The sequence below is a fragment of the Variovorax sp. efr-133-TYG-130 genome, from assembly GCF_030208835.1.
Taxonomy (GTDB): Bacteria; Pseudomonadota; Gammaproteobacteria; order Burkholderiales; family Burkholderiaceae_C; genus Variovorax.
Genome location: NZ_JARVTD010000003.1, coordinates 97,912 through 123,654 on the forward strand (window position 1 = coordinate 97,912; position 25,743 = coordinate 123,654).

The window sequence follows — 25,743 nt, forward strand, 5'->3', positions numbered from 1 at the left end:
ATGGCCAGCACGCTGCGCACCCCGCCCCGTTTCGTTCCCACCCTCACCACGGTGCTCGAGATCCCGGCGGAGCCCGCGAGGCCAGAGCCGCCGGAGGCCGCGCCGGCAACGCAGCCCGACCCGGAAAGCACCATGGCGTTGCCGCCGGCCGCGCAGTTCTCGCAGGCCGAAATCGTCAGCCTCGAAGAGCAACTTCTGCATCGTGTGCTGCAGCGTGTCGACCTCTCTTTGGAAGAGCGTTTGAGCGACACCGTGTCAGCTGCCGTTCAGCATCAACTCGACGCAATGGTGCCGCGTTTGCGCAATGAAATCGAAGCCGTTCTGCGTGCGCTGGTGATCGAGGCAATGGCCGCCGAACTCAGCGAAAACACAGGGTCTACGCCAGCTTCCGGCGCATAAATCCTCGGCTAAACTGCGCCGCAGGTCGGAAGGGCGTGAGGGTGCCGCTGGTCCGCGGCGCGAAACTTGCGAGGTCTAGCCGCCCGGATCACACGACCGGTTTTTTATTCTTTTCATCCAAGTTCTGGAGGTTCTCATGCAATTGAAATGGACTGCGGTCGCACTGGCTGCAATCACGCTTGTGGCTTGCGGCAAGAAAGAAGAAGCCGCTGCTCCCGCTGCAGCGCCCGCGCCAACGGCCGCTGCTCCGGCCGCCGCGCCTGCACCAGCACCTGCCGGGGACACGCTGGTCGTCAAGATCGGCCACGTTGCACCTACCAGCGGTCCCATCGCCCACCTGGGCAAGGACAACGAAATGGGCGCCAAGATGGCCATCGAAGACCTGAACGCCAAGGGCGTGAAGATCGGCGACAAGACCGCCAAGTTCGAACTGGTCGCCGAAGACGATGCTGGCGATCCGAAGCAGGGCACCGCAGTGGCCCAGAAGCTCGTCGACGAAAAGGTCAACGGTGTGGTCGGCCACCTGAACTCGGGCACCACCATCCCCGCCTCCAAGCTGTACAGCGACGCCGGCATTCCGCAGATCTCGCCTTCGGCCACGAACCCCAAGTACACGCGTCAAGGCTTCAAGACCACGTTCCGCGTGGTGGCTGACGACACGCAACTCGGCGGCACGCTGGGCAAGTACGCGGTCGACACGCTCAAGGGCAAGAACATCGCCGTGATCGACGACCGCACCGCCTACGGCCAGGGCGTCGCAGAAGAGTTCGAGAAGTCGGCCAAGGCTGCCGGCGCCACCATCGTGGGCCACGAATTCACCACCGACAAGTCGACCGACTTCAACGCCATCCTGACCAAGCTGAAGTCCGCCAAGCCCGACGTTCTGTTCTTCGGCGGCATGGACGCCGTCGGCGGCCCGATGCTCAAGCAGGTCAAGCAGCTCGGCCTGAACGTCAAGTTCATGGGCGGCGACGGCCTGTGCACCGGCGAACTGCCGAAGCTGGCTGGCGATGCCATCGGCGAAGACATGGTGGTGTGCGCTGAAGCAGGCGGCGTGGACGGCGACTTCAAGCAACCGCTGGAAGACTTCAAGGCCAAGTTCAAGACCAAGAACGGCGTGGAAGTGCAGATCTATGCACCGTACGTGTACGACGCGGTCAACGTGCTGGCCGAAGCCATGGTCAAGGCCGGTTCGTCCGACCCCGAAAAGTACCTGCCGGAAGTCGGCAAGGTGCAATACAAGGGCGTGACCGGCCCGATCGCCTTCGACGAAAAGGGCGACATCAAGAACGGCGCGCTGACGCTGTACACCTACAAGGGTGGTGTGCGCACGCAGATCGCCGTGGTGCGCTGAGTCGCGCGGCTGCCGCAAAAGAAAAAGGGCCTTCGGGCCCTTTTTTCATGTCCGCGTGAAGGCGGGGGTCAGAGCGGCGCGAGACCCGACGGCCGGTCGGCGTTGCAGTACTCGATGAAGGCATCGAGGTCGCGCGACTTGTCGAACACGGCATCGGCGCCCAGCGCGCCGCAACGCGCCCGGATGTCAGCGGTGACGTAGTTGCTCAGCACCACGACCCGCTGGCCTGGCTTGCGCGTCTTGCAGCCCGCCAGCACGCCCAGGCCGGAGCCTTCCTTGAGGAACAGGTCAACGATGAGCAGTTGCCAGTCGTCAGGATGCGCCGCGATCCATGCCAGTGCGTCCGACTCGGTTTCGGCGAAGCCGACCACGCGGCCATTGACCAGGTCCTCCAGTGCCGGGACCAGGTTGTCCCTGATGGTCTTGTTGTCCTCGACGAGGAACGTGATGAGGGCCATGCCGTGGTTTCGCTTTGAGAACCAATAGCGTAGCGTGCCTGATGCCGGCGCAGCGTAGGAGAAGGGAGACGGACGGAGAGAGCGGCGCGCGATGCGACGTTCAGTCCGCCTGTCCCGAACGGAGCTTGGCCTTGAGCTTTTCGGCCAGCGCCTGGCTCTCGTCGCGCTCGGCAGTCGCTTCGAGGCGCTTCTCGATTTCTTCGCTCAGGGCTGCGTTGACCTCGGCCAGTTTCTCGGCGGACCTGGCCAGTTTCTCCTCGAGCTGGTTCGTGTGTTCGATGGCCTGTGCCACTTCGCCGACCTGAACTTCTTCAGGCAGTTCCTGTTCGAGCACCGTGTTCACCACGGCGAGGTTGTCCGATGCCCGCTGCACGTCTGCGGCCACCTGTTCGCTCTTTTTCAGGGTGCTGTCCAGCGATGTCGTGCCACGCGGCAAGGGTTGCGGTTGTCCAGCCATCGAGGCTCCTTTGCGGGCTTGAAAGTAAAACCTTTGGATCGTACGCCAGACGAAAGTGCCTGGGGTGCCGAAGCCAGTTGTTGTAAAGCAACGCTCTTGGCGGTCATGCGGACGACAAAAAAGCCCGAGTGCTTGTGGCGACTCGGGCTTTTCCTGATCAGCAATGTTCGCGAACGGTTACGAACAATCAATCTCTAGCGGAGCAGGCGGGATTCGAACCCGCGGAGGGCTATTAACCCTCACACGCTTTCCAGGCGTGCGACTTAAACCGCTCATCCACCGCTCCTGAGCCCACGATTGTAGCAGTGTGTTCAGGCCGGATTCGAAGGTTTGCCTGCCTGGACCATGCGCATTGCCGAAGCGATGAGCGCGGCGGTCTCCGACATGTTGCTCGGCACGATCAGCGTGGTCTTGGAATCGGCCGCCACCTTGCCGTAGGCATCGACCGCGCGCTCGGCCACCTTGAGCTGGACCGCCTGTTCGCCGCCCGGCTGGCGGATGGCCGCCGCCACGCGCTCGATGGCGTCCGCCGTGGCCGTGGCCACCGCCGTGATGGCGGCCGCCTCGCCCTGGGCGTTGTTGATCTGCGCCTGCTTTTCGCCTTCCGAGCGGGCGATGAAGGCCTCGCGCTCGCCAGTGGCGATGTTGATCTGCTCCTGGCGGCGGCCTTCTGAAGCCGCGATCAGCGCACGCTTGCCGCGCTCGGCGGTGATCTGCGCCTGCATGGCCAGCAAGATTTCCTTCGGCGGCGTCAGGTCCTTGATTTCGTAGCGCAGCACCTTCACGCCCCAGTTGAGTGCGGCTTCGTCGATGGCGGCCACGACCTGGGCGTTGATGACGTCGCGTTCCTCGAAGGTCTTGTCGAGCTCGAGCTTGCCGATCACGCTGCGCAGCGACGTTTGCGCGAGTTGCGTCACCGCCACGATGTAGTTCGACGAACCGTAGCTCGCGCGCATCGGGTCGGTCACCTGGAAGTACAGGATGCCGTCGACCTGCAGCTGCGTGTTGTCGCGCGTGATGCAGATCTGGCTCGGCACGTCGAGCGGGATTTCCTTCAGGCTGTGCTTGTAGGCCACGCGGTCGATGAAGGGAATCAGGAAGTTGGGGCCGGGCGTCATGGTGCCGTGGTACTTGCCCAGGCGCTCGCGCACCCAGGCGTTCTGCTGCGGCACGAACTTGACAGACTGGCTGATGAAGATGATCGCGATGACCAGGATGATGAGAGGGACCGAAAATTCCATGGTGCGCTTCCTTTTCTGAGTTCTACGGACGTACTGACTAAACCTTGTCGACAACCAGCCGGCTGCCGATCACCTCGACAACCCGGTGCTCGCCGGTCGAAGGCGCGCGGCCCGCGCGGGGCACCACCGTCCACTGCGCGCCCCTGTAGCGCACGGTGGCTGTGCCGTCGGCGTTCCACGCCTCCACGTGCACGATCTCGCCGATGTCGAGGTTCAGGTCCGGGTTGGCGCCGCTGGGCGGGGCGGGCGGTCGCTTGCGTTGAATGGAATACCAGGCCAGCACGGCCCCCACGCCGATCACCGAGGCCACGATCAATTGCGTGACGATGTCGAAGCCCAGGTGTGCCGAGATTGCCGCGCCGGCGAAGCCAGCGGCCAGCAACAGCAGGTAGACCGTGCCCGAAAGCAGCTCGGCCACGATGGCTGCCCCCGCGATCAGCCACCAGACGGTGGAATTCGCCATGTTGTCGACTCCTCTTCTTGCTTGTTCGATGCGCGCCATTCTGCGGCATTGCCCCCAAGCGCTTGTCCCGCGTAGGGGTACTGGCGCCGGGCCGGCGCGGCACATGCCTGCCTCCGGCGAATGGCTTGCGGCAAGCTGACCGGATTCTTCATCTGAATTCCGTACACTTCGCGCCTCGTCTCATTGCCTGACCCGGAGCCCCGCTCATGAAATTCCGCTTTCCCATCGTCATCATCGACGAGGACTTCCGCTCCGAAAACACTTCGGGCCTCGGCATCCGCGCGCTTGCGCAAGCCATCGAGACGGAGGGCTTCGAGGTGCTGGGCGTCACGAGCTACGGCGACCTGAGCCAGTTCGCCCAGCAGCAAAGCCGCGCCAGCGCCTTCATCCTGTCGATCGACGACGAGGAGTTCACCGTCGGCCCCGACCTCGATCCGGCCGTGCTGAGCCTGCGCAACTTCATCGGCGAAGTGCGCCGCAAGAACGCGGATGTGCCGATCTACATCTACGGCGAGACCAAGACCTCGCGCCACATCCCGAACGACATCCTGCGCGAGTTGCACGGCTTCATCCACATGTTCGAGGACACCCCCGAATTCGTGGCGCGCCACATCATCCGCGAGGCCAAGAGCTACCTCGAAGGCGTGCAGCCGCCGTTCTTCAAGGCGCTGATCGACTACGCGGAAGACGGCTCCTACTCGTGGCACTGCCCGGGCCATTCGGGCGGCGTGGCATTCCTGAAGAGCCCGGTGGGCCAGATGTTCCACCAGTTCTTTGGCGAGAACATGCTGCGCGCCGACGTCTGCAACGCCGTGGAAGAACTGGGCCAGCTGCTCGACCACACTGGCCCGGTGGCGGCCAGCGAGCGCAATGCGGCGCGCATCTTCAACGCCGACCACTGCTTCTTCGTCACCAACGGCACCAGCACCAGCAACAAGATGGTGTGGCACCACACGGTGGCGCCGGACGACGTGGTGGTGGTCGACCGCAACTGCCACAAGTCGATCCTGCACGCGATCATCATGACCGGCGCGATTCCGGTGTTCATGAAGCCCACGCGCAACCACTTCGGCATCATCGGCCCCATTCCCAAGAGCGAGTTCGAGCAGAGCGCCATCAAGGCCAAGATCAAGGCCAACCCGCTGCTGGCCGACGTGGACCCCGACAAGGTCAAGCCGCGCGTGATGACGCTCACGCAGTCGACCTACGACGGCGTGATCTACAACACCGAGACCATCAAGAACATGCTCGACGGCTACGTCGACACGCTGCACTTCGACGAAGCCTGGCTGCCGCATGCCGCCTTCCACCCGTTCTACGGCGCCTACCACGCGATGGGCAAGCGCCGCGTGCGGCCGAAGGAATCGCTGGTGTTCGCCACCCAGTCCACCCACAAGCTGCTCGCCGGCATCAGCCAGGCCAGCCACGTGCTGGTGCAGGACTCGCAGAACCGCCAGCTCGACCGCGACCTCTTCAACGAGGCCTACCTGATGCACTCGTCGACCAGCCCGCAGTACGCGATCATCGCGAGCTGCGACGTGGCCGCCGCCATGATGGAGCCGCCCGGCGGCACCGCGCTGGTGGAAGAGAGCATCCTGGAGGCGCTGGACTTCCGCCGCGCCATGCGCAAGGTCGAGGAAGAATTCGGCAAGGACGAGTGGTGGTTCAAGGTCTGGGGCCCCGAGAAGCTCGTCGACGAGGGCATCGGCCGCGCCGAAGACTGGATCATGCACGGCGAGAAGAACGGCCCGTCCAAGGCCAAGAGCAAGAAGTCGCCGCGCAACTGGCACGGCTTCGGCGAGCTGGCCGACGGCTTCAACATGCTCGACCCGATCAAGTCGACCATCGTGACTCCCGGCCTCGACCTGGAAGGCAACTTCGCAGAGACCGGCATTCCCGCCAGCGTGGTCACCAAGTTCCTGGCGGAGCACGGCGTGATCGTGGAGAAGACCGGGCTGTACAGCTTCTTCATCATGTTCACCATCGGCATCACCAAGGGCCGCTGGAACACGCTGCTCACGGCGCTGCAGCAGTTCAAGGACGACTACGCGCGCAACCAGCCGATGTGGCGCATCCTGCCGGAGTTCTGCCAGCAGCATCCCGGCTACGAGCGCCTCGGCCTGCGCGACCTGTGCCAGCACATCCACCAGCTGTACGCGCGCTACGACGTGGCACGCCTCACGACCGAGATGTACCTGAGCGACCTGACGCCGGCCATGAAGCCCAGCGACGCCTTCGCCCACATTGCCCACCGCAAGACCGAGCGCGTGGAGATCGACGAGCTTGAAGGGCGCATTACCACCAGCCTGATCACGCCGTACCCGCCGGGCATTCCGCTGCTGATCCCGGGCGAAGTGTTCAACAAGAAGATCGTCGACTACCTGAAGTTCTCGCGCGAGTTCAACCTGCAGTGCCCGGGCTTCGAGACCGACATCCACGGCCTGGTGGCGCGCGTCGACGAGACGGGCAAGAAGCGCTATTACGCCGACTGCGTCAAGCAGGTGAAATAAGGCCAGGGCCGGCCTAGCCTTCGCGCACCCGCATGAAGCGGGCGAAGCGGGGCAGGCCCGTCGTGGTGGTGCCGTTGTAGCGGTACGTCACCCAGCTGCCGATGGCGGGCGGATTCTCACGCTCGGCGTCGGTCAACCCGGTGCCGAGCTTGAAGCGCTTGCCGTCGGCCGTCTCGACCAGCAGCGCGCCCAGCCTCCCGGCGTGCCTGCCTTTGCCGGGCACGTGCTCGACCACGCGGGCTTCGGCGTCTTCGTAGGGCTTGACCTTCAGCAGATCGTTGTTGCGCTCGCCACGGTACTGCGAACTGCCGCGGTGGAGCATTAGCCCCTCGCCACCCATCTTCACCGTCTTGTCGAGCAGCGACTGCAGCTCTGCGTGCGTGGTCGCGCGCTCCTGCGGAACGGCCACGACCCACGGTGCGTCGGTGATGGGCAGCAGCTTGCGCAGTGCGCCCAGCCTCGCCGTGAAGTCGCCGGGCTGGTTGGGCAGGTCGAACACCATGAAGCGCATCTCGTGCCATGCGACGTCGTTGGGCGTCTGGCTGCGCACCGTTGCCACGGCGTGCGCGAACCGGCCTCGTCCTGCCCACAGTTCGCCGTCGAGCGGCTGCGCGGGCAGTGCGGCGGTGAACCACGCGGGCGCCGCGATCCGCTCGCCGCCGCGAGTCCAGAGTTGCTTGCCGTCCCAGTAGCCGCGCACGCCGTCGTACTTCTCGCTCACCCAGTAGTCATTCAGCGACATGCCGAGGCGGTAGACGTCGGCCAGCATCAGCGAAGGCGCCGCCGCGCGCGCGAACGCGGCGGGCGCGGCAACCAGGCCGAAAGCGGCAAGCAGGAGGGAGCGTCGATTCAGCACGATGCTATGAAATGAATAGCTAAGCACGGCCAGCTGGCGGCCGTGCCGGGTCTTGATGGTCGGATTTACTCAGCCATCCCGCCGACCACGTTGCTGAAGCCGCCGTCCACATAGGTGATCTCGGCGGTCACGCCGCTGGCCAGGTCGCTCAGCAGGAAGGCGGCCACGTTGCCGACTTCCTCGATCGTCACGTTGCGGCGGATCGGGGAGGCGTCGGCCACGGCCGCGAGCATCTTGCCGAAGCCCTTGATGCCGCTGGCGGCCAGCGTCTTGATCGGGCCGGCGCTGATGCCGTTGACCCGCATGCCCTTCGGGCCGAGCGAGGCGGCCGTGTAGCGCACCGACGCTTCGAGCGAGGCCTTGGCCAGGCCCATGGTGTTGTAGTTGGGCAGCGCGCGTTCGGCGCCGAGGTAGGTCAGCGTGAGCAGGGCCGACTTGTCGTTGAGGTAGGGCAGGGCCGACTTGGCCATGGCCGGGAAGCTGTAGGCACTGATGTCGTGCGCGATCTTGAAGCCTTCGCGCGAGAGCCCGTCGAGGAAGTCGCCGGCGATGGACTCGCGCGGCGCGAAGCCGATGCTGTGCACGAAGCCGTCGAACCTGGGCCAGGTCTGCGCCAGATCGGCGAAGAGCTTGTCGATTTGCGCGTCGTCGCCCACATCGCAGTCGAAAATGAGTTTCGAGCCGAAGTCTGCGGCATATTCGGTGATACGGTCCTTGAATCGCTCGCCGACGTAGCTGAAGGCGAGCTCCGCGCCCTGTTCATGACAGGCCTTGGCAATGCCATAAGCAATGGAGCGATTGCTCAATACACCAGTGATCAGCAGTTTCTTGCCGGAAAGAAAGCCCATGAAGTTGCCTCGTGAAAATCTTGGGCAGAATTCTCGCATGCGGTTTCTCTGGGCCTGGTCGTTGATGGTGTGTGCGGTTCCCGCGTGGGCTGCGCATGGATATGCACTCTGGGACGACCTGAAGTACGCGCCCGATTTCAAGGCCTTCGACTACGTCGATCCGGCGGCGCCCAAGGGCGGCGAACTGCGGCTGGTGAGCAACCTGCGCGTTTCCACCTTCGACAAGTACAACCCGTTCACCATCAAGGGCTCGGCGCCTGCCTACCTCGACAGCCTGCTGTTCGACACGCTGCTGGCCGGCTCGATGGACGAAACCGCGTCCGGCTACGGCCTGCTGGCCGAAGACGTCACCGTGGCGCCCGACCGCCGCAGCGTGACCTTCCGCCTGCGGCCCGAGGCCCGGTTCCACAACGGCATGCCGGTCGAGGCGGCCGATGTGAAGCACAGCTACGACACGCTGATCGGCCCCTACACCTCGCCCGGCTACAAGACCCTGCTGCAGGAAGTCGATGGCGCCGACGTGATCGACGCGCGCACCATCCGTTACCGCTTCAAGACGCCGAACCGCGAGCTGCCGCTGATCGTCGGCAGCCTGCCGGTGTTCAGCCGAGCGTGGGGCGTGGAGAACGGCAAGGCCAAGCCCTTCGACAAGGTGGTGATGGACATTCCCATCGGCAGCGGCGCCTACAAGATAGGTCCGGTGCGCTTCGGCAAGGACATCACCTACGTGCGCGACCCCGGCTACTGGGGGCGCGACCTGCCCGTGAATCGCGGTTCGCACAATTTCGACCGCATCACCGTGAAGATCTACAAGGACAACACGGCCCGGCTCGAGGCGCTGAAGGCGGGCGAGTTCGACATGATGAGCTTCTACTCGGCCGGCGACTGGGCGCGGCGGGTCAATGGCAAGCGCTTCAACACCGGGGAACTGGTCAAGCGCGAGTTCCAGCACAGGAAGCCCGCGGGCTTCCAGAGCTTCGTGCTCAACAGCCGCCGCGAGAAGCTCAAGGATCCGCGCGTGCGCGAGGCGCTGGGCCTGGCGCTCGACTACGAATGGATGAACCGGCAGATGTTCTACGGCGGCTATCCGCGCGTGAAAGACCTGTTCGGCAACACCGACTGCGAGGCCCAGGGCCTGCCGTCCCCGGAAGAAAAAGCGCTGCTCGAACCCTGGCGCGGCAAGATCCCGGACGCGAGCTTTGGGCCGATGTACACGCCGCCCACAACGGAGGGCGAGGGCCATTCGCTGCGCAACAACCTGCGCCGCGCACGGGATCTGCTGAAGGAAGCCGGCTGGGAATACCGCGACGGCGCGCTGCGCAACGCCAAGGGCGACGCCATGACGCTCGAGTACCTCGACAGCAAGGAAGGCGGCGTGCGCACGGTGTCGCCGTGGGTCCGCAACCTCGAGAAGCTCGGCATCACGCTGAGCTTCGCGACGGTCGATTTCGCGCTCTACCAGGAGCGGCTCGACCGCTTCGAGTTCGACATCACCACCATCAACTTCCCTGGCACCAACAACCCGGGCCAGTCATTGCTCGAAATCTTCGGCAGCAAGGCAGCCAGGACGGAAAGCTCGGGCAACTACATGGGCGTTTCGACCCCGGCGGTCGATGCCCTGCTCAAGGACATCGTCGATGCCGACACCAAGGCCGAGCTGATGCCTGCCTGCCGCGCGCTGGACCGCGTCATCATGCACAGCCACTACCTGATCCCCCAGTGGACGCTGACCTCGCACCGCATCGTCTACGACGACTGGCGCTTGGCGTTCAAGTCTCCGATGCCGCCCTATGCCGGCGGTGAAGACTGGGTCATGGGCACCTGGTGGGCCAGGCAGCCGCAGAAGCAATCGAACAAGTAGAAGAGAAGGAAACAGCCAGTGCTCTCCTATGTCCTCAAGCGATTGCTGTTGTTCATTCCGACCCTGCTCGGTGTCCTGCTCGTCACTTTCCTGGTCATCCAGTTCGTGCCCGGCGGGCCGGTCGAGCAGTACCTGGCCGAAGCCAAGACGGCAGGGCGCGGCGGCGGAGGCGGCGGTTTCGAGTCGGGTGGCGGCAGCTACCGGGGCAACCAGGGGGTGGACCCCAAGCGCCTGGAGCAGATCAAGGCGCTCTATGGCTTCGACAAGCCGCCGCACGAGCGCCTGTGGCAGATGCTCGGGCAGTTCGCGCGCTTCGACCTTGGCAAGAGCTTCTTCCAGAACAAGGATGTCTGGACGCTGATCCTCGAGAAGCTGCCGGTGTCGATCAGCCTGGGCCTGTGGACCTTCTTCATCAGCTATGGCGTGGCGGTGCCGCTGGGCGTAGCCAAGGCGGTGAGGGCGGGCACGCGCTTCGACCTGATCAGCACGCTGATCGTGCTGATCGGCTATGCCATTCCGGGTTTCGTGCTCGGGGTGGCGCTGCTGGTGATCTTCGGCGGGCAGTTGCAGTGGTTCCCGCTGCGCGGGCTGACCTCGGCCAACTGGGACGAGCTCGGCTGGGGAGCGCGCATCGTCGACTACCTGTGGCACATCACCCTTCCGGTGACGGCCATGGTGCTCGGCAGTTTCGCGGTAACCGCGATGCTCACCAAGAACGCGTTTCTCGAGGAAATCCGCAAGCAATATGTGCTGACCGCGCGGGCCAAGGGCCTGGGTGAGCGGCAGGTGCTCTGGAAGCACGTGTTCCGCAATGCGCTGATCCCGATCATCACGGGCCTGCCGTCGGCTTTCATCGGCGCCTTCTTCGCGGGCTCGCTGCTCATCGAGACCCTGTTCTCGCTCGACGGACTGGGCCTGCTGGGCTACGAGAGCGTGATCCGGCGCGACTATCCGGTGGTGCTGGGCACGCTGTACCTCTTCACGCTGATCGGCTTGGTGACGAAGCTGATTTCCGATCTCTGCTACGTATGGGTGGACCCGCGTGTCAAATTCGAATGAGCACTGGCTCGCCCCCAGGCTGCGCGCACTTCGTGTCGCTTCGCCTTCCCCCTGCCGGGGTCAACACCTGAGGCCCGGCGGAGCCGGTTCCTCGGTGCTTCTGGAATGGGCTCTGCAGTGAGTAGTTCTTCAACCCATATCTCGCCCGGCCGCCGCGCCTGGCTTCGCTTCAAGCGCAACCGGCTCGGTTTCTGGAGTCTGGTGCTCTTCACCATCATGGTGGTGCTCAGCCTGTTCGCCGAGGTGCTGTCGACCGACAAGCCGCTGGTGCTGCGGTACGAAGGCCGCACTTATTTCCCGGTGCTGCGCGACTACTCCGAGAAGACTTTCGGCGGCGACTTCGAGACGCCCGCCGACTACCTCGACCCCTACATCCGCGACCGGATCACCAAGGGCGACAACTGGGCGATCTACGCGCCCAACCCGTATGGCCCGAAGACGCTCAACTACTTTGCCAAGGCGCCCAGTCCGGCAGCCCCGACGGCCGACAACATCTTCGGCACCGACGACCGCGGCCGCGACCTGCTCGCGCAGCTGATCTACGGTTTTCGCGTGAGCGTGCTGTTCGGCCTGGCGCTCACGGCCATCGGCACGGTGCTGGGGGTGGCGGCGGGGGCTGTGCAGGGCTATTTCGCGGGCAAGACCGACCTCGCGTTCCAGCGCTTCATCGAAATCTGGAGCTCGATGCCGGAGCTCTACCTGCTGATCATCTTCAGCGCGATCTTTGCGCCCAGCGTGGCGCTGCTGCTCATCCTGCTGAGCCTGTTCGGCTGGATGGGCCTGGCCGACTATGTACGCGCCGAGTTCCTGCGCAACCGCCAGATGGACTACGTGCGTGCCGCGCGCGCCCTGGGCGTGAGCAACCTGCAGATCATGTGGCGCCACATTCTGCCCAACAGCATGGTGCCGGTCGTCACCTTCCTGCCGTTCCGCATGAGCGCGGCCATCCTGGCGCTGACATCGCTCGATTTCCTCGGCCTCGGGGTGCCGCCGGGCACGCCGTCGCTCGGCGAGTTGCTGAGCCAGGGCAAGGCCAACATCGACGCCTGGTGGATTTCCATTTCCACCTTCGGCGTGCTGGTCGTCACGCTGATGCTGCTGACTTTCATGGGCGACGCGCTGCGCGACGCGCTGGACCCGCGCAAGGCTGACAAGTGATGAGCGAGAACAACAACACCAAAACCGGCCAGCCCCTGATCGACGTGAAGGGCTTGCGCGTCGGGTTCGGCGGCAAGGAAGTGGTGCACGGCATCGACTTCCAGATCGCCACGGGTGAAAAGCTGGCGCTCGTCGGCGAGTCGGGGTCGGGCAAGACCGTCACCGCGCTGTCGCTGCTGCGGCTGGTGCAGAACGCCGACGTGGCCGGCGAGGCGCGGCTCTTCGGCCCGCAGCGCGAGCAAGCGCCGCGCGACCTGCTGTCGATTCCGGAGCGCGAGCTGCGCGGCATCCGCGGCAAGGAGATCGCGATGATCTTCCAGGAGCCGATGACCGCGCTCAACGCGCTCTACAGCGTGGGCGACCAGATTGCCGAGGTGCTCGAGCTGCACGAAGCGTTGTCGGCCCGCGCCGCGCAGGCGGCGGCAGTGCAACTGCTGGCCGACACCGGCATTCCTGAGCCGGCGCGGCGGGCGAGGGCGTTTCCGCACCAGCTGTCGGGCGGCCAGCGTCAGCGCGCGATGATCGCGATGGCGCTCGCCTGCAAGCCGCGCCTGCTGCTGGCCGACGAACCGACCACGGCACTCGACGTGACGGTGCGCGCGCAGATCCTGGAACTGCTCGCCGATCTGCAGCGCAAATACGGCATGGCCGTGCTGCTGATCACGCACGACCTGAACCTGGTGCGCCGCTTCGCCGACCGCGTGGTCGTGATGGAGAACGGGCACATCGTCGAGCACGGCGCCGTGGCCCCGGTGTTCGACGCGCCGCAGCACCCCTATACCCGCAAGCTGATCGACAGCCATCCGACGCGCGACGTCGCCGCAGTGGCGGCCAGCCCTGGCGCCGTGCCGGTGCTTGAGGCCAAGGCGCTGCGCGTGATCTATCCGGTGCCCAAGCCCGGCATCGGCGGCTGGTTCAGCAAGGGCGAGTTCGTGGCGGTGCAGGGTGCGGATTTCCGCATCGTGCCGGGCGAGACGCTCGGAGTGGTCGGCGAGTCGGGCTCGGGCAAGTCGACGCTTGCGCTGGCGGCGCTGGGCCTGCTGAAGCACCAGGGAGCGCTGAAGATTGCCGGCAAGGACTGGGCGGTCGACCGCGCGTCCGACCTGCGCTTGCGCCGGGTGATGCAGGTCGTGTTCCAGGACCCGTTCTCGTCGCTGTCGCCCCGCATGACGGTGGAGCAGATCGTGGGCGAGGGGCTGCGCGTGCATGCGCCCGAACTCGGCGCCGAGGCGCGCCGGACCCGTGCGCTCGCCGCGCTGGCCGACGTGGGGCTGACCGAATCGCAGTTTCCGTCGCTGCTCGACCGCTATCCGCATGAGTTCTCGGGCGGGCAGCGGCAGCGGCTGGCCATTGCGCGGGCGCTGATCGTCGATCCGCAGCTGCTGGTGCTCGACGAGCCGACCAGCGCGCTCGACGTGACGATCCAGAAGCAGGTGCTGGGCCTGCTGCAGCGGCTGCAGCGCGAGCGCGGGCTGAGCTACCTGCTGATCACGCACGACGTGGAGGTGATCCGGGCCATGGCCCATCAGGTCATCGTGATGAAGGACGGGGCCATTCTGGAAAACGGGCCGGTCGAGCGCGTGCTCGACGAGCCCGAGCATCCCTATACAAAAAAACTGGTGGCCGCCGCGCTGCTGGAATAAACGGAGCAAGCAAGAAATGTCGGAAACCGGACGCGACCGGCGCGAGGCCTGGCGCGCGGCGCTGGCCTGCATGGTCACCCTCGCGGTGGCAATGGGCCTGGGGCGCTTTGCCTTCACGCCCATGCTGCCCATCATGCTTCACGAGGGAAAGCTGGAGCTGGCGGCCGGCGGGGTGTTGGCGTCGCTCAATTACCTGGGCTATTTCCTGGGCGCGGTCACTTGCGCGGCCATCGGCGTCAAGGCGTCGACCATGGTGCGCGGCGGGCTGGTCGCCACGGCGCTGCTGCTGATCGGCATGGGCCTGTTGCACAGTTTCACCAGTTGGGGCGTGCTGCGCTGGACCGCGGGGGTGATGAGCGCGTGGGTTTTCGTCTTCGCGTCGGGCTGGGGGTTGCGAAGGCTGGCCGAGACCAATGCACCCACGTTGGGCGGCGTGATCTACACCGGTCCCGGCATCGGGATCGCGATGACCGGCTTGCTGGGCGGCGCGCTCGGACGGTGGGGCTCCGAGGCCGGGTGGATCGGGCTGGGCCTTCTGGCTTTCGCGCTGATTGCGGTGATCTGGCGGGTTTTCGACGACGGGCAGCTGGCGTTGTCCAAAGGCGCCGCGTCGGTTGCTGATTCGGGCGCGACAGCGACGCGTACCGATCGCAGCGACGCGATCTGGCTGGTGTCGCTCTACGGGCTGGCGGGCTTCGGCTACATCATCACGGCCACTTTCCTGCCGGTGATCGCGCGCCAGGCGCTGCCCGGTTCGTCGTGGCCGGACTATTTCTGGCCGCTGTTCGGGCTGGCCGTCATTCCAGGGGCACTGATCGGTGCCCGCGCGCCGACGCATTGGGACAACCGGCTGCTGCTGGCGGTGGCTTACGCATTGCAGGCGCTCGGCGTGGTGCTGTCGGTCGTCTGGCCAACGATCGTCGGGTTCGCCTTCGGCAGCTTGCTGCTGGGCATGCCATTCACCGCCATAACCCTTTTTGCGGTGCGGGAAGCACGGCGGTTGCGCGGAAACGCGGCGGCAGGGCTGATCGGCTATGCCACGGCGTCTTATGGGGTGGGGCAGATCGTCGGGCCGCTCTTTGCGGCGCCGCTCGCGCAGCGCACCGGGTCTTTCGAGCTGCCATTGCTGGTCGCGGCGGCTGCCCTGGCGCTCGGATCGGTCTTATTTGCGGTGGTCTGGTCCAAATCTCGGCGTCTGGTGGCAGTTTGAGTGGTCGAGGCCCTTCATTTATCACGTGAATAGCATATAATTCGAGGCTCACGACCAAACGGGCGGGTACCAACCGCCCGTTTTTTTTGGTCTATGCATTCTCGAGCTTTTGGCTTTATTCATGCAGGTGGCACCCACGGCGGGCGGGTGACACGGAAACCGATTCTTAAAAAGGCTTTTTCGAACACGTGGCATTGCAGCAAATAGTGGAACAAACCGTAGCCGGTCTGGGCTACGACCTGGTAGAGATCGAGCGCTCCGCCGGGGGATTGCTGCGCGTGACGATTGATTTGCCCTGGACGGCCCCCACCTCCGAAGCTGTGGCTGCCGGCGTGCCCGAGCCCTTCGTGACGGTGGAAGACTGCGAGAAGGTGACCCGCCAGCTGCAGTTCGCGCTGGAGGTCGATGGTGTCGACTACAAGCGGCTCGAGGTGTCCTCGCCGGGTATCGACCGTCCGCTGCGCAATGAGCAGGATTTCGAACGTTTCGTGGGCGAGGTGATCGACATCACGCTCAAGGCGCCCATGGGCGCCGCCGCGGCGGGCCAGGTGTCGGCCAACCGCAAGAAGTTTCGCGGCACGCTGGAGCGTGCTGCAGTGGCAGAGGGCGCTGACGCAGCCCCGGGCTGGCAAATCGTCTGGAGCGAGGCGCCGGAACCCAAGCCGGGTCAAAAAGTGAGCAAGAAGCGCGCGCCTGCACCGTTGCATGCGCTGGGCTTCGTGCTGGACGAGCTGCGCGAGGCGCGGCTCGCGCCCATTGTGGATTTCAAGGGCCGCAAGGCCAAAACCCAACCGGGTTTTTCGGATATTGACGACGGAACGCAAGTTCCGGAATGACAGAGGAGTGGTGGCATGAATCGCGAAATGTTGATGTTGGTGGATGCGATCTCGCGCGAGAAGAACGTCGAGCGTGACGTCGTCTTCGGCGCGGTCGAGTCCGCGCTGGCGCAAGCCACCAAGAAGCTCCATCAGGGCGACGTGGACATCCGCGTCTCGGTCGACCGCGACAGCGGCGACTATGAAACCTTCCGCCGCTGGCACGTCGTCCCGGACGAAGCCGGCCTGCAACTGCCCGACCAGGAAATCCTGCTTTTCGAAGCCAAGGAAGAAATGTCGGACATCGAGGTCGGCGAGTACATCGAGGAAGCGGTCGAGTCGGTGCCGATCGGCCGTATCGGCGCCATGGCCGCCAAGCAGGTCATCCTGCAGAAGATCCGCGATGCCGAACGCGAGATGCTGCTCAACGATTTCATGTCGCGCGGCGACAAGATCTTCGTGGGCACCGTCAAGCGCCTGGACAAGGGCGACATCATCGTCGAGGCCGGCCGTGTCGAAGGCCGCCTGCGCCGCAGCGAGATGATCGCCAAGGAAAACCTGCGCAATGGCGACCGCGTGCGCGCCATGATCATGGAAGTCGACCTGACGCTGCGCGGCGCGCCGATCATCCTGTCGCGCTCCGCTCCCGAGTTCATGGTCGAGCTGTTCCGCCAGGAAGTGCCCGAGATCGAACAGGGCCTGCTCGAAATCAAGAGCTGCGCCCGCGACCCCGGTTCGCGCGCCAAGATCGCCGTGCTCTCGCACGACAAGCGTGTCGACCCGATCGGCACCTGCGTCGGCGTGCGCGGCACCCGCGTGAACGCCGTGACCAACGAGCTCGCCGGCGAGCGTGTCGACATCGTGCTGTGGAGCGAAGACCCGGCCCAGTTCGTGATCGGTGCGCTGGCTCCGGCCAACGTGTCGTCGATCGTGGTGGACGAAGAAAAGCACGCCATGGACGTGGTGGTCGACGAGGAAAACCTCGCCATCGCCATCGGCCGCGGCGGCCAGAACGTGCGCCTGGCTTCCGACCTCACCGGCTGGAAGATCAACATCATGGACGCCAACGAGTCGGCCCAGAAGCAGGCGACCGAGACCGATGCCAGCCGCAAGCTCTTCATGGAAAAGCTCGACGTCGACGAGGAAATCGCCGACATCCTCATTTCCGAAGGCTTCAACAGCCTCGAGGAAGTCGCGTACGTGCCGATTTCCGAAATGCTGGAGATTGAGGCATTCGACGAAGACACCATCAACGAGCTGCGCGCGCGTGCCAAGGATGCGCTGCTGACCATGGAAATCGCCAAGGAAGAGGGCGTCGAGGCCCAGTCGCAGGTGTCACAGAACCTGCACGACCTCGAAGGGCTCGACCCCGAGCTGATTCCCAAGCTGATCGCAGCGGGTGTGAACACCCGTGACGATCTTGCCGACCTCGCGGTCGATGAACTCACCGAGATCACCGGCCAAAGCGCCGATGACGCCAAAGCCCTCATCTTGAAAGCCCGCGAACATTGGTTCGCCGGCCAAGAGTGACGGTCATGGAGGCACGAAACCAATATGTCCAGTACCACTGTCGCCGAGTTCGCGAACGAGCTCAAGAAGACTCCCGAAACCCTGCTTGACCAGCTCAAGAGCGCAGGCGTGCCCAAAGCGGCCGTCACCGATGCGCTCACCGAGGCTGACAAGCAGCGCCTGCTTGGCCACCTCAAGGCCAGCCACGGCACTGTCGAGCCCGAGCGCAAGAAGATCACGCTGACCAAGAAGTCGACCAGCGAGATCAAGCAGGCCGACGCCACCGGCCGCGCCCGCACCATCCAGGTCGAGGTGCGCAAGAAGCGCACCTTCATCCAGCGCGACGACGGCCATCCGGCTTCGCCCGAGGCTGCGCCACAGGCGGCTGAAGCGCCCGCCGCGGCACCCGCCGCTCCCCGCGTCGACGAGGCTGAACTGGCCCGCCGCGAGGAAGAGGCGCGCCGCCAGGCCGAACTGATCCGCCGCCAGGAAGAAGAACTGGCCGAGAAGCGCCGCCTGCGCGAAGAAGCCGAAGCCCGCGAACGCGAACAGGCCGAGAAGGCCGAGCGCGCCGAGAAGGCCGAGCAGGAAGCTGCGCGCGCCGCCGCCGAGAAGAAGGCCGCCGCCGAGGCAGCCGCTCTCGCCGCCGCCGCCAAGAGCACCCCCGCCAAGCCGGCTGCGCCCGCACCTGCTCCCGCAGTAACGGCAGCGGCCGCCGCGGCAGCCGCCGCCGAGCAGCAGGCTGCCGACACCAAGCTCGCCGCGCAGAACGCCGCCGCGCAAGCCAAGGAAGACGCGAAGGCCAAGGCCGCCGCCGAATCGAAGGCCCGTGCCGACGAAGAAGCCGCTCGCGCCAAGGACCTCGACGAGCGCCGCCGCAAGGCCCTGGCCGAAGCCGAAGCCATTCGCGCCATGATGAACGCACCGGCCCGCGTGCTGGTGCCGCACAAGGCGCCCGAGAAGCCGCAGCCCGAAAAGGCCGCGGTCAAGGGCACGCTGCACAAGCCGGCTACGCCTGCGGCCCGCCCCGGCGCGCCTGCGGCGCCCGGCGCCGCGGCCGCACCCGGCGCAGCAGCCGGTGCCGGCAAGGAAGTCAAGTCCGCCAAGCTCTCCTCGAGCTGGGCCGGCGATCCTGCCAAGAAGAAGGAAATCAAGACCCGCGGCGACGCCAGCGGCGGTGTCGGTCGCGGCAACTGGCGCGGAGGCCCGCGTGGTCGCCGTGGCAACGACCGCGGCGGTCACGACGAGCAGCATGCACCGGCCGCACCGGTCGAGGCGCGCATTCTCGAAGTGCACGTGCCCGAAACCATCACCGTGGCGGAACTCGCCCACAAGATGGCCGTGAAGGCGCAGGAAGTCATCAAGCAGCTGATGAAGCTCGGCCAGATGGCGACCATCAACCAGTCGCTCGACCAGGACACCGCAATGATCCTGGTGGAGGAAATGGGCCACAACGCGGTGGTTGCCGCGCTGGACGATCCCGAAGCCTTCACCGACGAGGACGTGTCGGCGCAAACGGCGGAAGCCCTGCCGCGCGCACCGGTCGTGACCGTCATGGGCCACGTCGACCACGGCAAGACCTCGCTGCTGGACTACATCCGCCGCGCCAAGGTCGCCGCGGGCGAAGCCGGCGGCATCACGCAGCACATCGGCGCGTACCACGTGCAGACCGAACGCGGCATGGTGTCGTTCCTCGACACCCCGGGTCACGAGGCCTTCACGGCCATGCGTGCCCGCGGTGCGCAGGCCACCGACATCGTGATCCTGGTGGTGGCTGCCGACGACGGCGTCATGCCGCAGACCAAGGAAGCCATCAAGCACGCGAAGGCGGCGGGTGTGCCGATCGTGGTCGCGATCAACAAGATCGACAAGCCCGATGCCAACCTGGACCGCGTCAAGCAGGAACTGGTGGCAGAGGAGGTCGTGCCCGAAGAATACGGCGGCGACGTTCCGTTCGTCGGCGTGTCGGCCAAGACCGGCCAGGGCATCGACGACCTGCTCGAGCAGGTGCTGCTGCAGGCCGAAGTGCTGGAACTCAAGGCGCCGGTGGATGCCGCCGCCAAGGGCCTCGTCATCGAAGCCCAGCTCGACAAGGGCCGCGGCCCGGTCGCCACCGTGCTGGTTCAGTCCGGCACGCTCAAGACCGGCGACGTGGTGCTGGCCGGCTCTACCTATGGCCGCGTGCGCGCCATGCTGGACGAAGACGGCAAGTCGACCAAGGCCGCCGGCCCGTCGATCCCGGTCGAAATCCAGGGTCTGACCGAAGTGCCGCAGGCGGGCGACGAGTTCATGGTGATGAGCGACGAGCGCCGTGCGCGCGAAATCGCGACCTACCGTGCCGGCAAGTTCCGCAACACCAAGCTGGCGAAGGCGCAAGCCGCGAACCTGCAGAACATGTTCACCGACCTGTCGGCCGGCGAAGTGCAGACGCTGCGCATCATCATCAAGGCTGACGTGCAGGGCTCGCAGGAAGCATTGGCCCAGTCGCTGCTCAAGCTGGCGACCGACGAGGTCAAGGTGCAGATCGTGTATGCCGGCGTGGGTGGTATCAGCGAAAGCGACATCAACCTGGCCATCGCCTCGAAGGCGGTCGTCATCGGCTTCAACGTGCGCGCCGATGCCGGTGCGCGCAAGCTGGCCGAGGGCAATGGCATCCAGCTGAACTACTACAGCATCATTTACGACGCCGTGGACGAGATCAAGGTCGCGATGTCGGGCATGCTGGCACCTGAGCGCCGCGAGGAAATCATCGGCTCGGCCGAGATCCGCACGGTGTTCGTGGCCTCGAAGATCGGTACCGTCGCAGGTTCGTACATCACCTCGGGCTCGGTCAACCGCAGTGCGCATTTCCGCCTGCTGCGCGACAACGTGGTGGTCTACACCGGCGAAATCGACTCGCTCAAGCGTCTCAAGGACGATGTGCGCGAAGTCCGCGAAGGTTTTGAGTGCGGTATCAAGCTCAAGAACTACAACGACATCAAAGAGGGCGATCAGCTCGAATTCTTCGAGATCAAGGAAATCGCCCGGACGCTGTAAGCGTTCGACGCGAGAGAGTCCATGCCGAAAAGAAAAGCCGCCGCCCCCAACCGCGCGTTCAAGGTCGCCGACCAGATCCAGCGTGATCTGACGGAGCTGATCGCGCGCGAGTTGAAGGACCCGCGCGTGGGCATGGTCACGATCCAGGCGGTCGAGGTGACGCCCGACTATGCGCATGCGAAGGTCTTCTTCAGCATGCTCACGGGCGACGTGACCGAGACCACCGAAGCGCTGAACCAGGCCGCGGGCTTCCTGCGCAACGGCCTGTTCAAGCGCCTGCATATCCACACCGTGCCCACGCTGCACTTCCTGTTCGACCGCACCACCGAGCGTGCGGCCGACATGAACGCGCTCATCGCGCAGGCCGTCGCTTCGCGCTCGAAAGACGACTAGCCATGAACGCGCCACGCACACGGGTGCAGCGGCGCCCTGTGCATGGGGTGTTGTTGCTCGACAAGCCGCTGGGACTCTCCAGCAACCAGGCCTTGCAGAAGGCCAAGTGGTTGCTGCGCGCGGAAAAAGCGGGCCACACCGGCACGCTCGATCCGCTCGCGACGGGCGTCCTGCCGCTGTGCTTTGGCGCGGCCACCAAATTCAGCCAGCTCCACCTGGACGCTGACAAGACCTACGAGGCCACGGCCCGCCTGGGCGTGAAAACCGCGACCGGCGACGCCGAGGGCGAAGTCATCGCCGAGCGGCCCGTGCACGTCACGCCGGAAGACCTGGCGCGCGTCGAGGCGCAGTTCACCGGCCCGATCCGGCAGGTGCCGCCGATGCACAGCGCGCTCAAGAAAGACGGCAAGGCGCTGTACGAATACGCCCGCGAGGGCGTCGAAGTGGAGCGGGCGCCGCGCGACGTGGTGATCCACGAGCTCGACATCGGCGTGGCCGGCGCGGTGGGCGACAACCTCATCCGCATCCGTGCCACCGTCAGCAAGGGCACCTACATCCGCACCCTCGGCGAGGACATCGGCGAGGCACTGGGTTGCGGCGCGCACCTGACTTCGCTGCGCCGCGTCGCCACCGGCGATTTCGTCGAGGCGCAGTGCGTCACGCTCGAGGCGCTGGAGGCCATGGACGAAGACGAGCGGCTGGCGCGGCTCCTGCCCGCCGAGGCGCTGGTGGACGGCCACAGCCGCGTCACGCTTGGCGCGGAAGATGCTGCACGCTTTCTTTCGGGCCTGCGCCGCCGTGGCAGCTGGGCCGATGCGGGCGAGGTGGCCGTTTTCGGCGCCGAGCCTGCCGCCTTTCTCGGAACCGCCCATGTCACCGGCGGCGAACTGATTCCGGGGCGCTTGCTGAACCCCATCGAAATCCAGCAAATTCTTTTGAACGCACAACAGACCGAAGCGACACCATGAGTACCAAGCAAATTCGCAATATCGCCATCATTGCCCACGTGGACCATGGCAAGACCACCATGGTCGACCAGCTGCTGCGCCAGTCGGGCACCTTCGCCGAGCACGAGAAGGTGGTCGACACGGTGATGGACAACAACGCGATCGAAAAAGAACGCGGCATCACCATCCTGGCCAAGAACTGCGCCGTGACCTGGCAGGGCACGCACATCAACATCGTCGACACCCCGGGCCACGCGGACTTCGGCGGCGAGGTGGAACGCGCGCTGTCGATGGTCGACGGCGTGGTGCTGCTGATCGACGCCCAGGAAGGCCCGATGCCGCAGACGCGCTTCGTGACCAAGAAGGCGCTGGCCCTCGGGCTGAAGCCCATCCTGGTGGTGAACAAGGTCGACAAGCCCGGCGCCAACCCCGACAAGGTGGTCAACGCCGCCTTCGACCTGTTCGACAAGCTCGGCGCGACCGACGAGCAGCTCGACTTCCCGGTGGTGTACGCCTCGGGCATCAACGGCTGGTCGTCGCTCGAAGAAGGCGCGCCCGGCGAGCAGTGGGGCCCCGACATGTCGGCCCTGTTCGACACCATCCTGAAGCACGTGCCGTCGCAAAAGGGTGACCCCGCCGCGCCGCTGCAGCTGCAGATTTCGGCTCTCGACTTCTCGACCTTCGTCGGCCGCATCGGCGTGGGCCGCATCAGCCAAGGCACGATCAAGCCCATGACGGACGTCGTGGTCATGGAAGGCCCGGACGGAAAGTCCATCAAGGGCCGCGTCAACCAGGTGCTGACGTTCCAGGGCCTGGACCGCGTGCAGGCCACGGAAGCCGGCCCCGGCGAAATCGTGCTGATCAACGGCATTGCCGACATCGGCATCGGCGTGACCATCACCGACCCGGCCAACCCGGCACCGCTGCCGATGCTGAAGGTCGACGAGCCCACGCTGACGATGAACTTCTGCGTGAACACCAGCCCGCTGGCCGGCCGCGAAGGCAAGTACGTCACCAGCCGCCAGATCTGGGACCGCCTGCAGAAGGAACTGCAGCACAACGTGGCCCTGCGCGTGAACGAGACCGACGAGGAAGGCGTGTTCGAGGTCATGGGCCGCGGCGAACTCCACCTGACCATCCTGCTGGAGAACATGCGCCGCGAAGGCTATGAAATGGCCGTGTCGAAGCCGCGCGTGGTGTTCCGCACCATCGACGGCGAGAAGCACGAGCCGATCGAGCTGGTCACGGCCGACATCGAGGAACAGCACCAGGGCGGCGTGATGCAGGCACTGGGCGAGCGCAAGGGCGAGCTCGTCAACATGGAACCGGACGGCCGTGGCCGCGTGCGCCTGGAATACCGCATTCCGGCGCGTGGCCTGATCGGCTTCACCAACGAATTCCTGAACCTGACGCGCGGCTCGGGCCTCATCAGCAACATCTTCGACAGCTACGAGCCGCACAAGGGCGACATCGGCGGCCGCAAGAACGGCGTGCTGATCTCGATGGACGACGGTGAAATCTTCACCTACGCGCTGGGCAAGCTGGACGACCGCGGCCGCATGTTCGTGCGTGCCAACGACCCGGTGTACGAAGGCATGATCGTCGGCATCCACAGCCGCGACAACGACCTGGTGGTGAACGCCACGCGTACCAAGCAGTTGACCAACTTCCGCGTGAGCGGCAAGGAAGACGCGATCAAGATCACGCCCCCGATCGAACTCACGCTCGAATACGGCGTGGAATTCATCGAGGACGACGAACTGGTCGAAATCACGCCCAAGAGCGTTCGCCTGCGCAAGCGCTTCCTGAAGGAACACGAGCGCAAGCGCGCCGGCCGCGACACGTCGCAGGGCTGATCGACCGCGTGCGCCTTGCCGTGTGCCCTGGCGCACGGCAAGGCATGCTCCCAAAGTCACCATCCGGTGCGGCTTCTTTCGTGAAGCTGCCACCGCTGGTGATTTTTGCCGTCCGGGGCCTTGCTTCTCAGGGCGATGGCTTCATGGGCGGGGCCGGGAACGCGGGCATGGCGACATCGGTGGCGCCGATCTTGCGCATGCGGGCCTCGACCACCTTGCGCATGAACGCCTGCGTGAAATCGTCGCCCACGCGCCAGGCGCCGTTGTCCTGCACGAAGGTGAATTCGCCGGTCAGCGGCAGCGACGCGCCGCCGCTGCCGGCGAGGGCGCCCAGCAGGCTGTCGTTGTATTCGACGACCAGCGGGCAGGCCTGCCGGCCCGCGTCGCCGTCGAGCGCCCGGCACGGCCCCGTGGGCTCGATGTCGGCGATTTCGCGCGTGCGGTCCGGGTCGAGGTCCGACAGCCCCGAGGCGGCGCGCTCCTGTGCACGCATGCGTGCCAGCGCGCGAGACTGTGAACGCGCGGACAGCGACTCGGCGCCTTCGCGGAAAGCCTTTTCCATCGCATCGCGGCCGATGGGTTCGGCGTTGAAAAGCGGCTTGCCGCTGGCGTCCAGGTGGCCGAAACGTGCCTCGACGATGTCCGAATCCGCGCCGCGCACCACCATGTCGTCGCTCTTGGGCGATGTCGCGCCAATGGTGAAGGCCATCGTGTCCTTGTCGTCGCCCCGGGTCAGGGTCGCGATGCAACCGCGCACGCGCTGGTCCTTGCGGTAGCCGACTTCGCGGATGCCGCCGAGCAAGGGCGTGCGGATGTCGGCGCGCTTCTCGGCGTCGAAGGTGCGCATGCGCACGTCCAGGGTCACGCGGAACAGCATGTTGTTCAGCGTCTTGCGCGTGGAACTGGCGTCGCAGGCGGGCACGCTGTCGGGTGCGAACAGATACCAGCCCAGGCCGCCGCCGATCACGAGCACCGTGAGGATGAACTTCCAGGCGCCGATGCGGCCTTGGCGCTGCGAGCGCGATTTCCATTCCGCGATGGTCCGGTCTTCGGCTTCGATCAATGCCTGGGCCTCGGCGACGATGCGGGCGCGTTCGGCCGCCATTGCAAAAGCAGGCTCGGCGGCAACCTGCGCGCGGGTGGCGTCGAAGTGCTCCCGCTCGAGCGGGCCGTCCGTCACCAGCCAGGCGAGCGTGGCGCCCGGCGCGGCGGGAACGGTGCCCGCGACCGGCGTTTCCTGCAGTGCGATGTCGCGCGTTTGCGCGTCGATCAGGCCGTCGCGGTAGAGCGCCTGCACTGCCTCGTGCGTGATTCCGCGCTCGGCGCATTCCATGAGGTCGTCCGCGTCGAAGGCGGTGTCGGCCGCGTCTTCTGCGTTCGGGTCCGGTGGCGTTGCGGCCTCGATCCGGTCGAGTGCCGCGTCCTGTTCTTCTTCGGTGACGAGGCCTTTCACGCGCATCCACGCGAGCGCGTGGGCCGGGCTCGGAAGCGGGGGAAGGGTAGAGGTCTCGGGGTGGGCGAGCACTGCGTCGTGCTGCGAGTCGGTGATGAGGCCCCGGCTCAGCAGGGCGTGGAACGCGTCGGGATTGGCGTCAGGAATCATGCGGGGATTCTGCCGCGGGTGCCCGGTGCCTTCGCGTCGGCCGAAGCGCACAAAAAAAAGCCGGCGG

General features: G+C 65.7%; 21 protein-coding genes and 1 tRNA gene. 14 read left to right on the forward strand and 8 right to left on the reverse strand.

The features are described from left to right. Entirely contained in the window at window positions 1-399 is a 399-nt protein-coding gene (locus QRN67_RS02555; RefSeq protein WP_285410267.1) for a hypothetical protein, read from the forward strand. 136 nt (window positions 400-535) lie between these two features. Further along, window positions 536-1,753, forward strand: coding sequence for a branched-chain amino acid ABC transporter substrate-binding protein (locus QRN67_RS02560; protein ID WP_081270537.1), 1,218 nt, complete (start codon window positions 536-538; stop codon window positions 1,751-1,753). A gap of 68 nt (window positions 1,754-1,821) precedes the next feature. Here the strand turns inward: QRN67_RS02560 and QRN67_RS02565 are convergent, their stop codons facing one another. The 5 genes from QRN67_RS02565 to QRN67_RS02585 all read right to left on the reverse strand — a co-directional run bounded on the left by QRN67_RS02565 (window position 1,822) and on the right by QRN67_RS02585 (window position 4,372). Continuing rightward, a complete protein-coding gene (locus QRN67_RS02565; RefSeq protein ID WP_081270538.1) occupies window positions 1,822-2,211 on the reverse strand; it encodes a response regulator in 390 nt (129 codons plus the stop codon). 100 nt (window positions 2,212-2,311) lie between these two features. Continuing rightward, window positions 2,312-2,668 (reverse strand): hypothetical protein, encoded by a 357-nt coding sequence (locus QRN67_RS02570; RefSeq protein WP_285410270.1) that lies wholly within the window; start codon window positions 2,666-2,668, stop codon window positions 2,312-2,314. A gap of 198 nt (window positions 2,669-2,866) precedes the next feature. After that, window positions 2,867-2,954 (reverse strand) — tRNA-Ser (locus QRN67_RS02575). Window positions 2,955-2,979: 25 nt separating this feature from the next. Beyond that, window positions 2,980-3,909, reverse strand: a complete 930-nt coding sequence (locus QRN67_RS02580; protein WP_081270540.1) for an SPFH domain-containing protein — start codon at window positions 3,907-3,909, stop codon at window positions 2,980-2,982. Window positions 3,910-3,946: 37 nt separating this feature from the next. Continuing rightward, window positions 3,947-4,372, reverse strand: coding sequence for an NfeD family protein (locus QRN67_RS02585; protein WP_081270541.1), 426 nt, complete (start codon window positions 4,370-4,372; stop codon window positions 3,947-3,949). Window positions 4,373-4,578: 206 nt separating this feature from the next. Between QRN67_RS02585 and QRN67_RS02590 the strand changes: the two genes are divergently transcribed. Continuing rightward, window positions 4,579-6,882 carry an arginine/lysine/ornithine decarboxylase gene (locus QRN67_RS02590; protein WP_285410274.1) on the forward strand — a complete coding sequence of 768 codons (2,304 nt, stop codon included), beginning with the start codon at window positions 4,579-4,581 and terminating at the stop codon, window positions 6,880-6,882. A 13-nt stretch (window positions 6,883-6,895) separates the two neighbouring features. On the opposite strand, the gene QRN67_RS02595 is transcribed toward QRN67_RS02590, so the two are convergent. Both QRN67_RS02595 and fabI read right to left on the reverse strand, forming a co-directional pair. Then, window positions 6,896-7,738: a DNA ligase gene (locus QRN67_RS02595; RefSeq protein WP_285410275.1), complete on the reverse strand. Its 843-nt coding sequence runs from the start codon at window positions 7,736-7,738 to the stop codon at window positions 6,896-6,898. A gap of 65 nt (window positions 7,739-7,803) precedes the next feature. Further along, complete coding sequence (gene fabI, locus QRN67_RS02600) at window positions 7,804-8,586, reverse strand: enoyl-ACP reductase FabI (protein ID WP_081270544.1); 783 nt, start codon at window positions 8,584-8,586, stop codon at window positions 7,804-7,806. A 37-nt stretch (window positions 8,587-8,623) separates the two neighbouring features. On the opposite strand from fabI, the gene QRN67_RS02605 reads away from it, so the two are divergent. The 11 genes from QRN67_RS02605 (at window position 8,624) to typA (ending at window position 24,073) form a co-directional block, all read left to right on the forward strand. Beyond that, on the forward strand, window positions 8,624-10,447 hold the full coding sequence (locus QRN67_RS02605) for an extracellular solute-binding protein (protein ID WP_285410278.1): 1,824 nt from the start codon (window positions 8,624-8,626) through the stop codon (window positions 10,445-10,447). An 18-nt stretch (window positions 10,448-10,465) separates the two neighbouring features. Continuing rightward, window positions 10,466-11,506: a microcin C ABC transporter permease YejB gene (locus tag QRN67_RS02610; protein ID WP_081270546.1), complete on the forward strand. Its 1,041-nt coding sequence runs from the start codon at window positions 10,466-10,468 to the stop codon at window positions 11,504-11,506. A gap of 105 nt (window positions 11,507-11,611) precedes the next feature. Further along, the gene (locus tag QRN67_RS02615; protein ID WP_081270547.1) at window positions 11,612-12,664 is read left to right on the forward strand and encodes an ABC transporter permease; all 1,053 of its coding nucleotides are present in this window, start codon (window positions 11,612-11,614) and stop codon (window positions 12,662-12,664) included. Further along, entirely contained in the window at window positions 12,664-14,307 is a 1,644-nt protein-coding gene (locus QRN67_RS02620; protein WP_285410279.1) for an ABC transporter ATP-binding protein, read from the forward strand. The genes QRN67_RS02615 and QRN67_RS02620 overlap by 1 nt, the downstream gene beginning before the upstream one ends. A 16-nt stretch (window positions 14,308-14,323) precedes the next feature. After that, window positions 14,324-15,517 (forward strand): YbfB/YjiJ family MFS transporter, encoded by a 1,194-nt coding sequence (locus QRN67_RS02625; RefSeq protein WP_285410281.1) that lies wholly within the window; start codon window positions 14,324-14,326, stop codon window positions 15,515-15,517. A 188-nt stretch (window positions 15,518-15,705) separates the two neighbouring features. Next, window positions 15,706-16,353 carry a ribosome maturation factor RimP gene (gene rimP / locus QRN67_RS02630; RefSeq protein WP_081270550.1) on the forward strand — a complete coding sequence of 216 codons (648 nt, stop codon included), beginning with the start codon at window positions 15,706-15,708 and terminating at the stop codon, window positions 16,351-16,353. Between the two features lie 15 nt (window positions 16,354-16,368). Beyond that, window positions 16,369-17,862 (forward strand): transcription termination factor NusA, encoded by a 1,494-nt coding sequence (gene nusA, locus QRN67_RS02635; protein WP_081270551.1) that lies wholly within the window; start codon window positions 16,369-16,371, stop codon window positions 17,860-17,862. A gap of 24 nt (window positions 17,863-17,886) precedes the next feature. Then, a complete protein-coding gene (gene infB, locus QRN67_RS02640) occupies window positions 17,887-20,877 on the forward strand; it encodes a translation initiation factor IF-2 (RefSeq protein WP_106934609.1) in 2,991 nt (996 codons plus the stop codon). A 21-nt stretch (window positions 20,878-20,898) separates the two neighbouring features. After that, window positions 20,899-21,270 carry a 30S ribosome-binding factor RbfA gene (gene rbfA, locus QRN67_RS02645; protein ID WP_081270552.1) on the forward strand — a complete coding sequence of 124 codons (372 nt, stop codon included), beginning with the start codon at window positions 20,899-20,901 and terminating at the stop codon, window positions 21,268-21,270. Between the two features lie 2 nt (window positions 21,271-21,272). Beyond that, entirely contained in the window at window positions 21,273-22,238 is a 966-nt protein-coding gene (gene truB, locus QRN67_RS02650) for a tRNA pseudouridine(55) synthase TruB (protein WP_285410286.1), read from the forward strand. Beyond that, window positions 22,235-24,073, forward strand: coding sequence for a translational GTPase TypA (gene typA, locus QRN67_RS02655; protein ID WP_081270554.1), 1,839 nt, complete (start codon window positions 22,235-22,237; stop codon window positions 24,071-24,073). The genes truB and typA overlap by 4 nt, the downstream gene beginning before the upstream one ends. Before the next feature lie 127 nt (window positions 24,074-24,200). Here the strand turns inward: typA and QRN67_RS02660 are convergent, their stop codons facing one another. Next, the gene (locus QRN67_RS02660) at window positions 24,201-25,676 is read right to left on the reverse strand and encodes a hypothetical protein (protein ID WP_285410288.1); all 1,476 of its coding nucleotides are present in this window, start codon (window positions 25,674-25,676) and stop codon (window positions 24,201-24,203) included. Window positions 25,677-25,743: the final 67 nt, after the last annotated feature.

What these genes read in the sequence shown, in the direction of transcription:
- QRN67_RS02590 (WP_285410274.1), top strand. Translation starts at nt 4,579, where the DNA reads ATGAAATTCCGCTTTCCCATCGTCATCATCGACGAGGACTTCCGCTCC.
- QRN67_RS02620 (WP_285410279.1), top strand. Translation starts at nt 12,664, where the DNA reads ATGAGCGAGAACAACAACACCAAAACCGGCCAGCCCCTGATCGACGTG.
- QRN67_RS02570 (WP_285410270.1), bottom strand. Translation starts at nt 2,668, where the DNA reads ATGGCTGGACAACCGCAACCCTTGCCGCGTGGCACGACATCGCTGGAC.
- infB (WP_106934609.1), top strand. Translation starts at nt 17,887, where the DNA reads ATGTCCAGTACCACTGTCGCCGAGTTCGCGAACGAGCTCAAGAAGACT.
- QRN67_RS02615 (WP_081270547.1), top strand. Translation starts at nt 11,612, where the DNA reads ATGGGCTCTGCAGTGAGTAGTTCTTCAACCCATATCTCGCCCGGCCGC.
- QRN67_RS02625 (WP_285410281.1), top strand. Translation starts at nt 14,324, where the DNA reads ATGTCGGAAACCGGACGCGACCGGCGCGAGGCCTGGCGCGCGGCGCTG.
- nusA (WP_081270551.1), top strand. Translation starts at nt 16,369, where the DNA reads ATGAATCGCGAAATGTTGATGTTGGTGGATGCGATCTCGCGCGAGAAG.
- typA (WP_081270554.1), top strand. Translation starts at nt 22,235, where the DNA reads ATGAGTACCAAGCAAATTCGCAATATCGCCATCATTGCCCACGTGGAC.
- QRN67_RS02555 (WP_285410267.1), top strand. Translation starts at nt 1, where the DNA reads ATGGCCAGCACGCTGCGCACCCCGCCCCGTTTCGTTCCCACCCTCACC.
- QRN67_RS02565 (WP_081270538.1), bottom strand. Translation starts at nt 2,211, where the DNA reads ATGGCCCTCATCACGTTCCTCGTCGAGGACAACAAGACCATCAGGGAC.
- QRN67_RS02605 (WP_285410278.1), top strand. Translation starts at nt 8,624, where the DNA reads ATGCGGTTTCTCTGGGCCTGGTCGTTGATGGTGTGTGCGGTTCCCGCG.
- rbfA (WP_081270552.1), top strand. Translation starts at nt 20,899, where the DNA reads ATGCCGAAAAGAAAAGCCGCCGCCCCCAACCGCGCGTTCAAGGTCGCC.
- QRN67_RS02660 (WP_285410288.1), bottom strand. Translation starts at nt 25,676, where the DNA reads ATGATTCCTGACGCCAATCCCGACGCGTTCCACGCCCTGCTGAGCCGG.
- fabI (WP_081270544.1), bottom strand. Translation starts at nt 8,586, where the DNA reads ATGGGCTTTCTTTCCGGCAAGAAACTGCTGATCACTGGTGTATTGAGC.
- QRN67_RS02585 (WP_081270541.1), bottom strand. Translation starts at nt 4,372, where the DNA reads ATGGCGAATTCCACCGTCTGGTGGCTGATCGCGGGGGCAGCCATCGTG.
- QRN67_RS02560 (WP_081270537.1), top strand. Translation starts at nt 536, where the DNA reads ATGCAATTGAAATGGACTGCGGTCGCACTGGCTGCAATCACGCTTGTG.
- QRN67_RS02580 (WP_081270540.1), bottom strand. Translation starts at nt 3,909, where the DNA reads ATGGAATTTTCGGTCCCTCTCATCATCCTGGTCATCGCGATCATCTTC.
- truB (WP_285410286.1), top strand. Translation starts at nt 21,273, where the DNA reads ATGAACGCGCCACGCACACGGGTGCAGCGGCGCCCTGTGCATGGGGTG.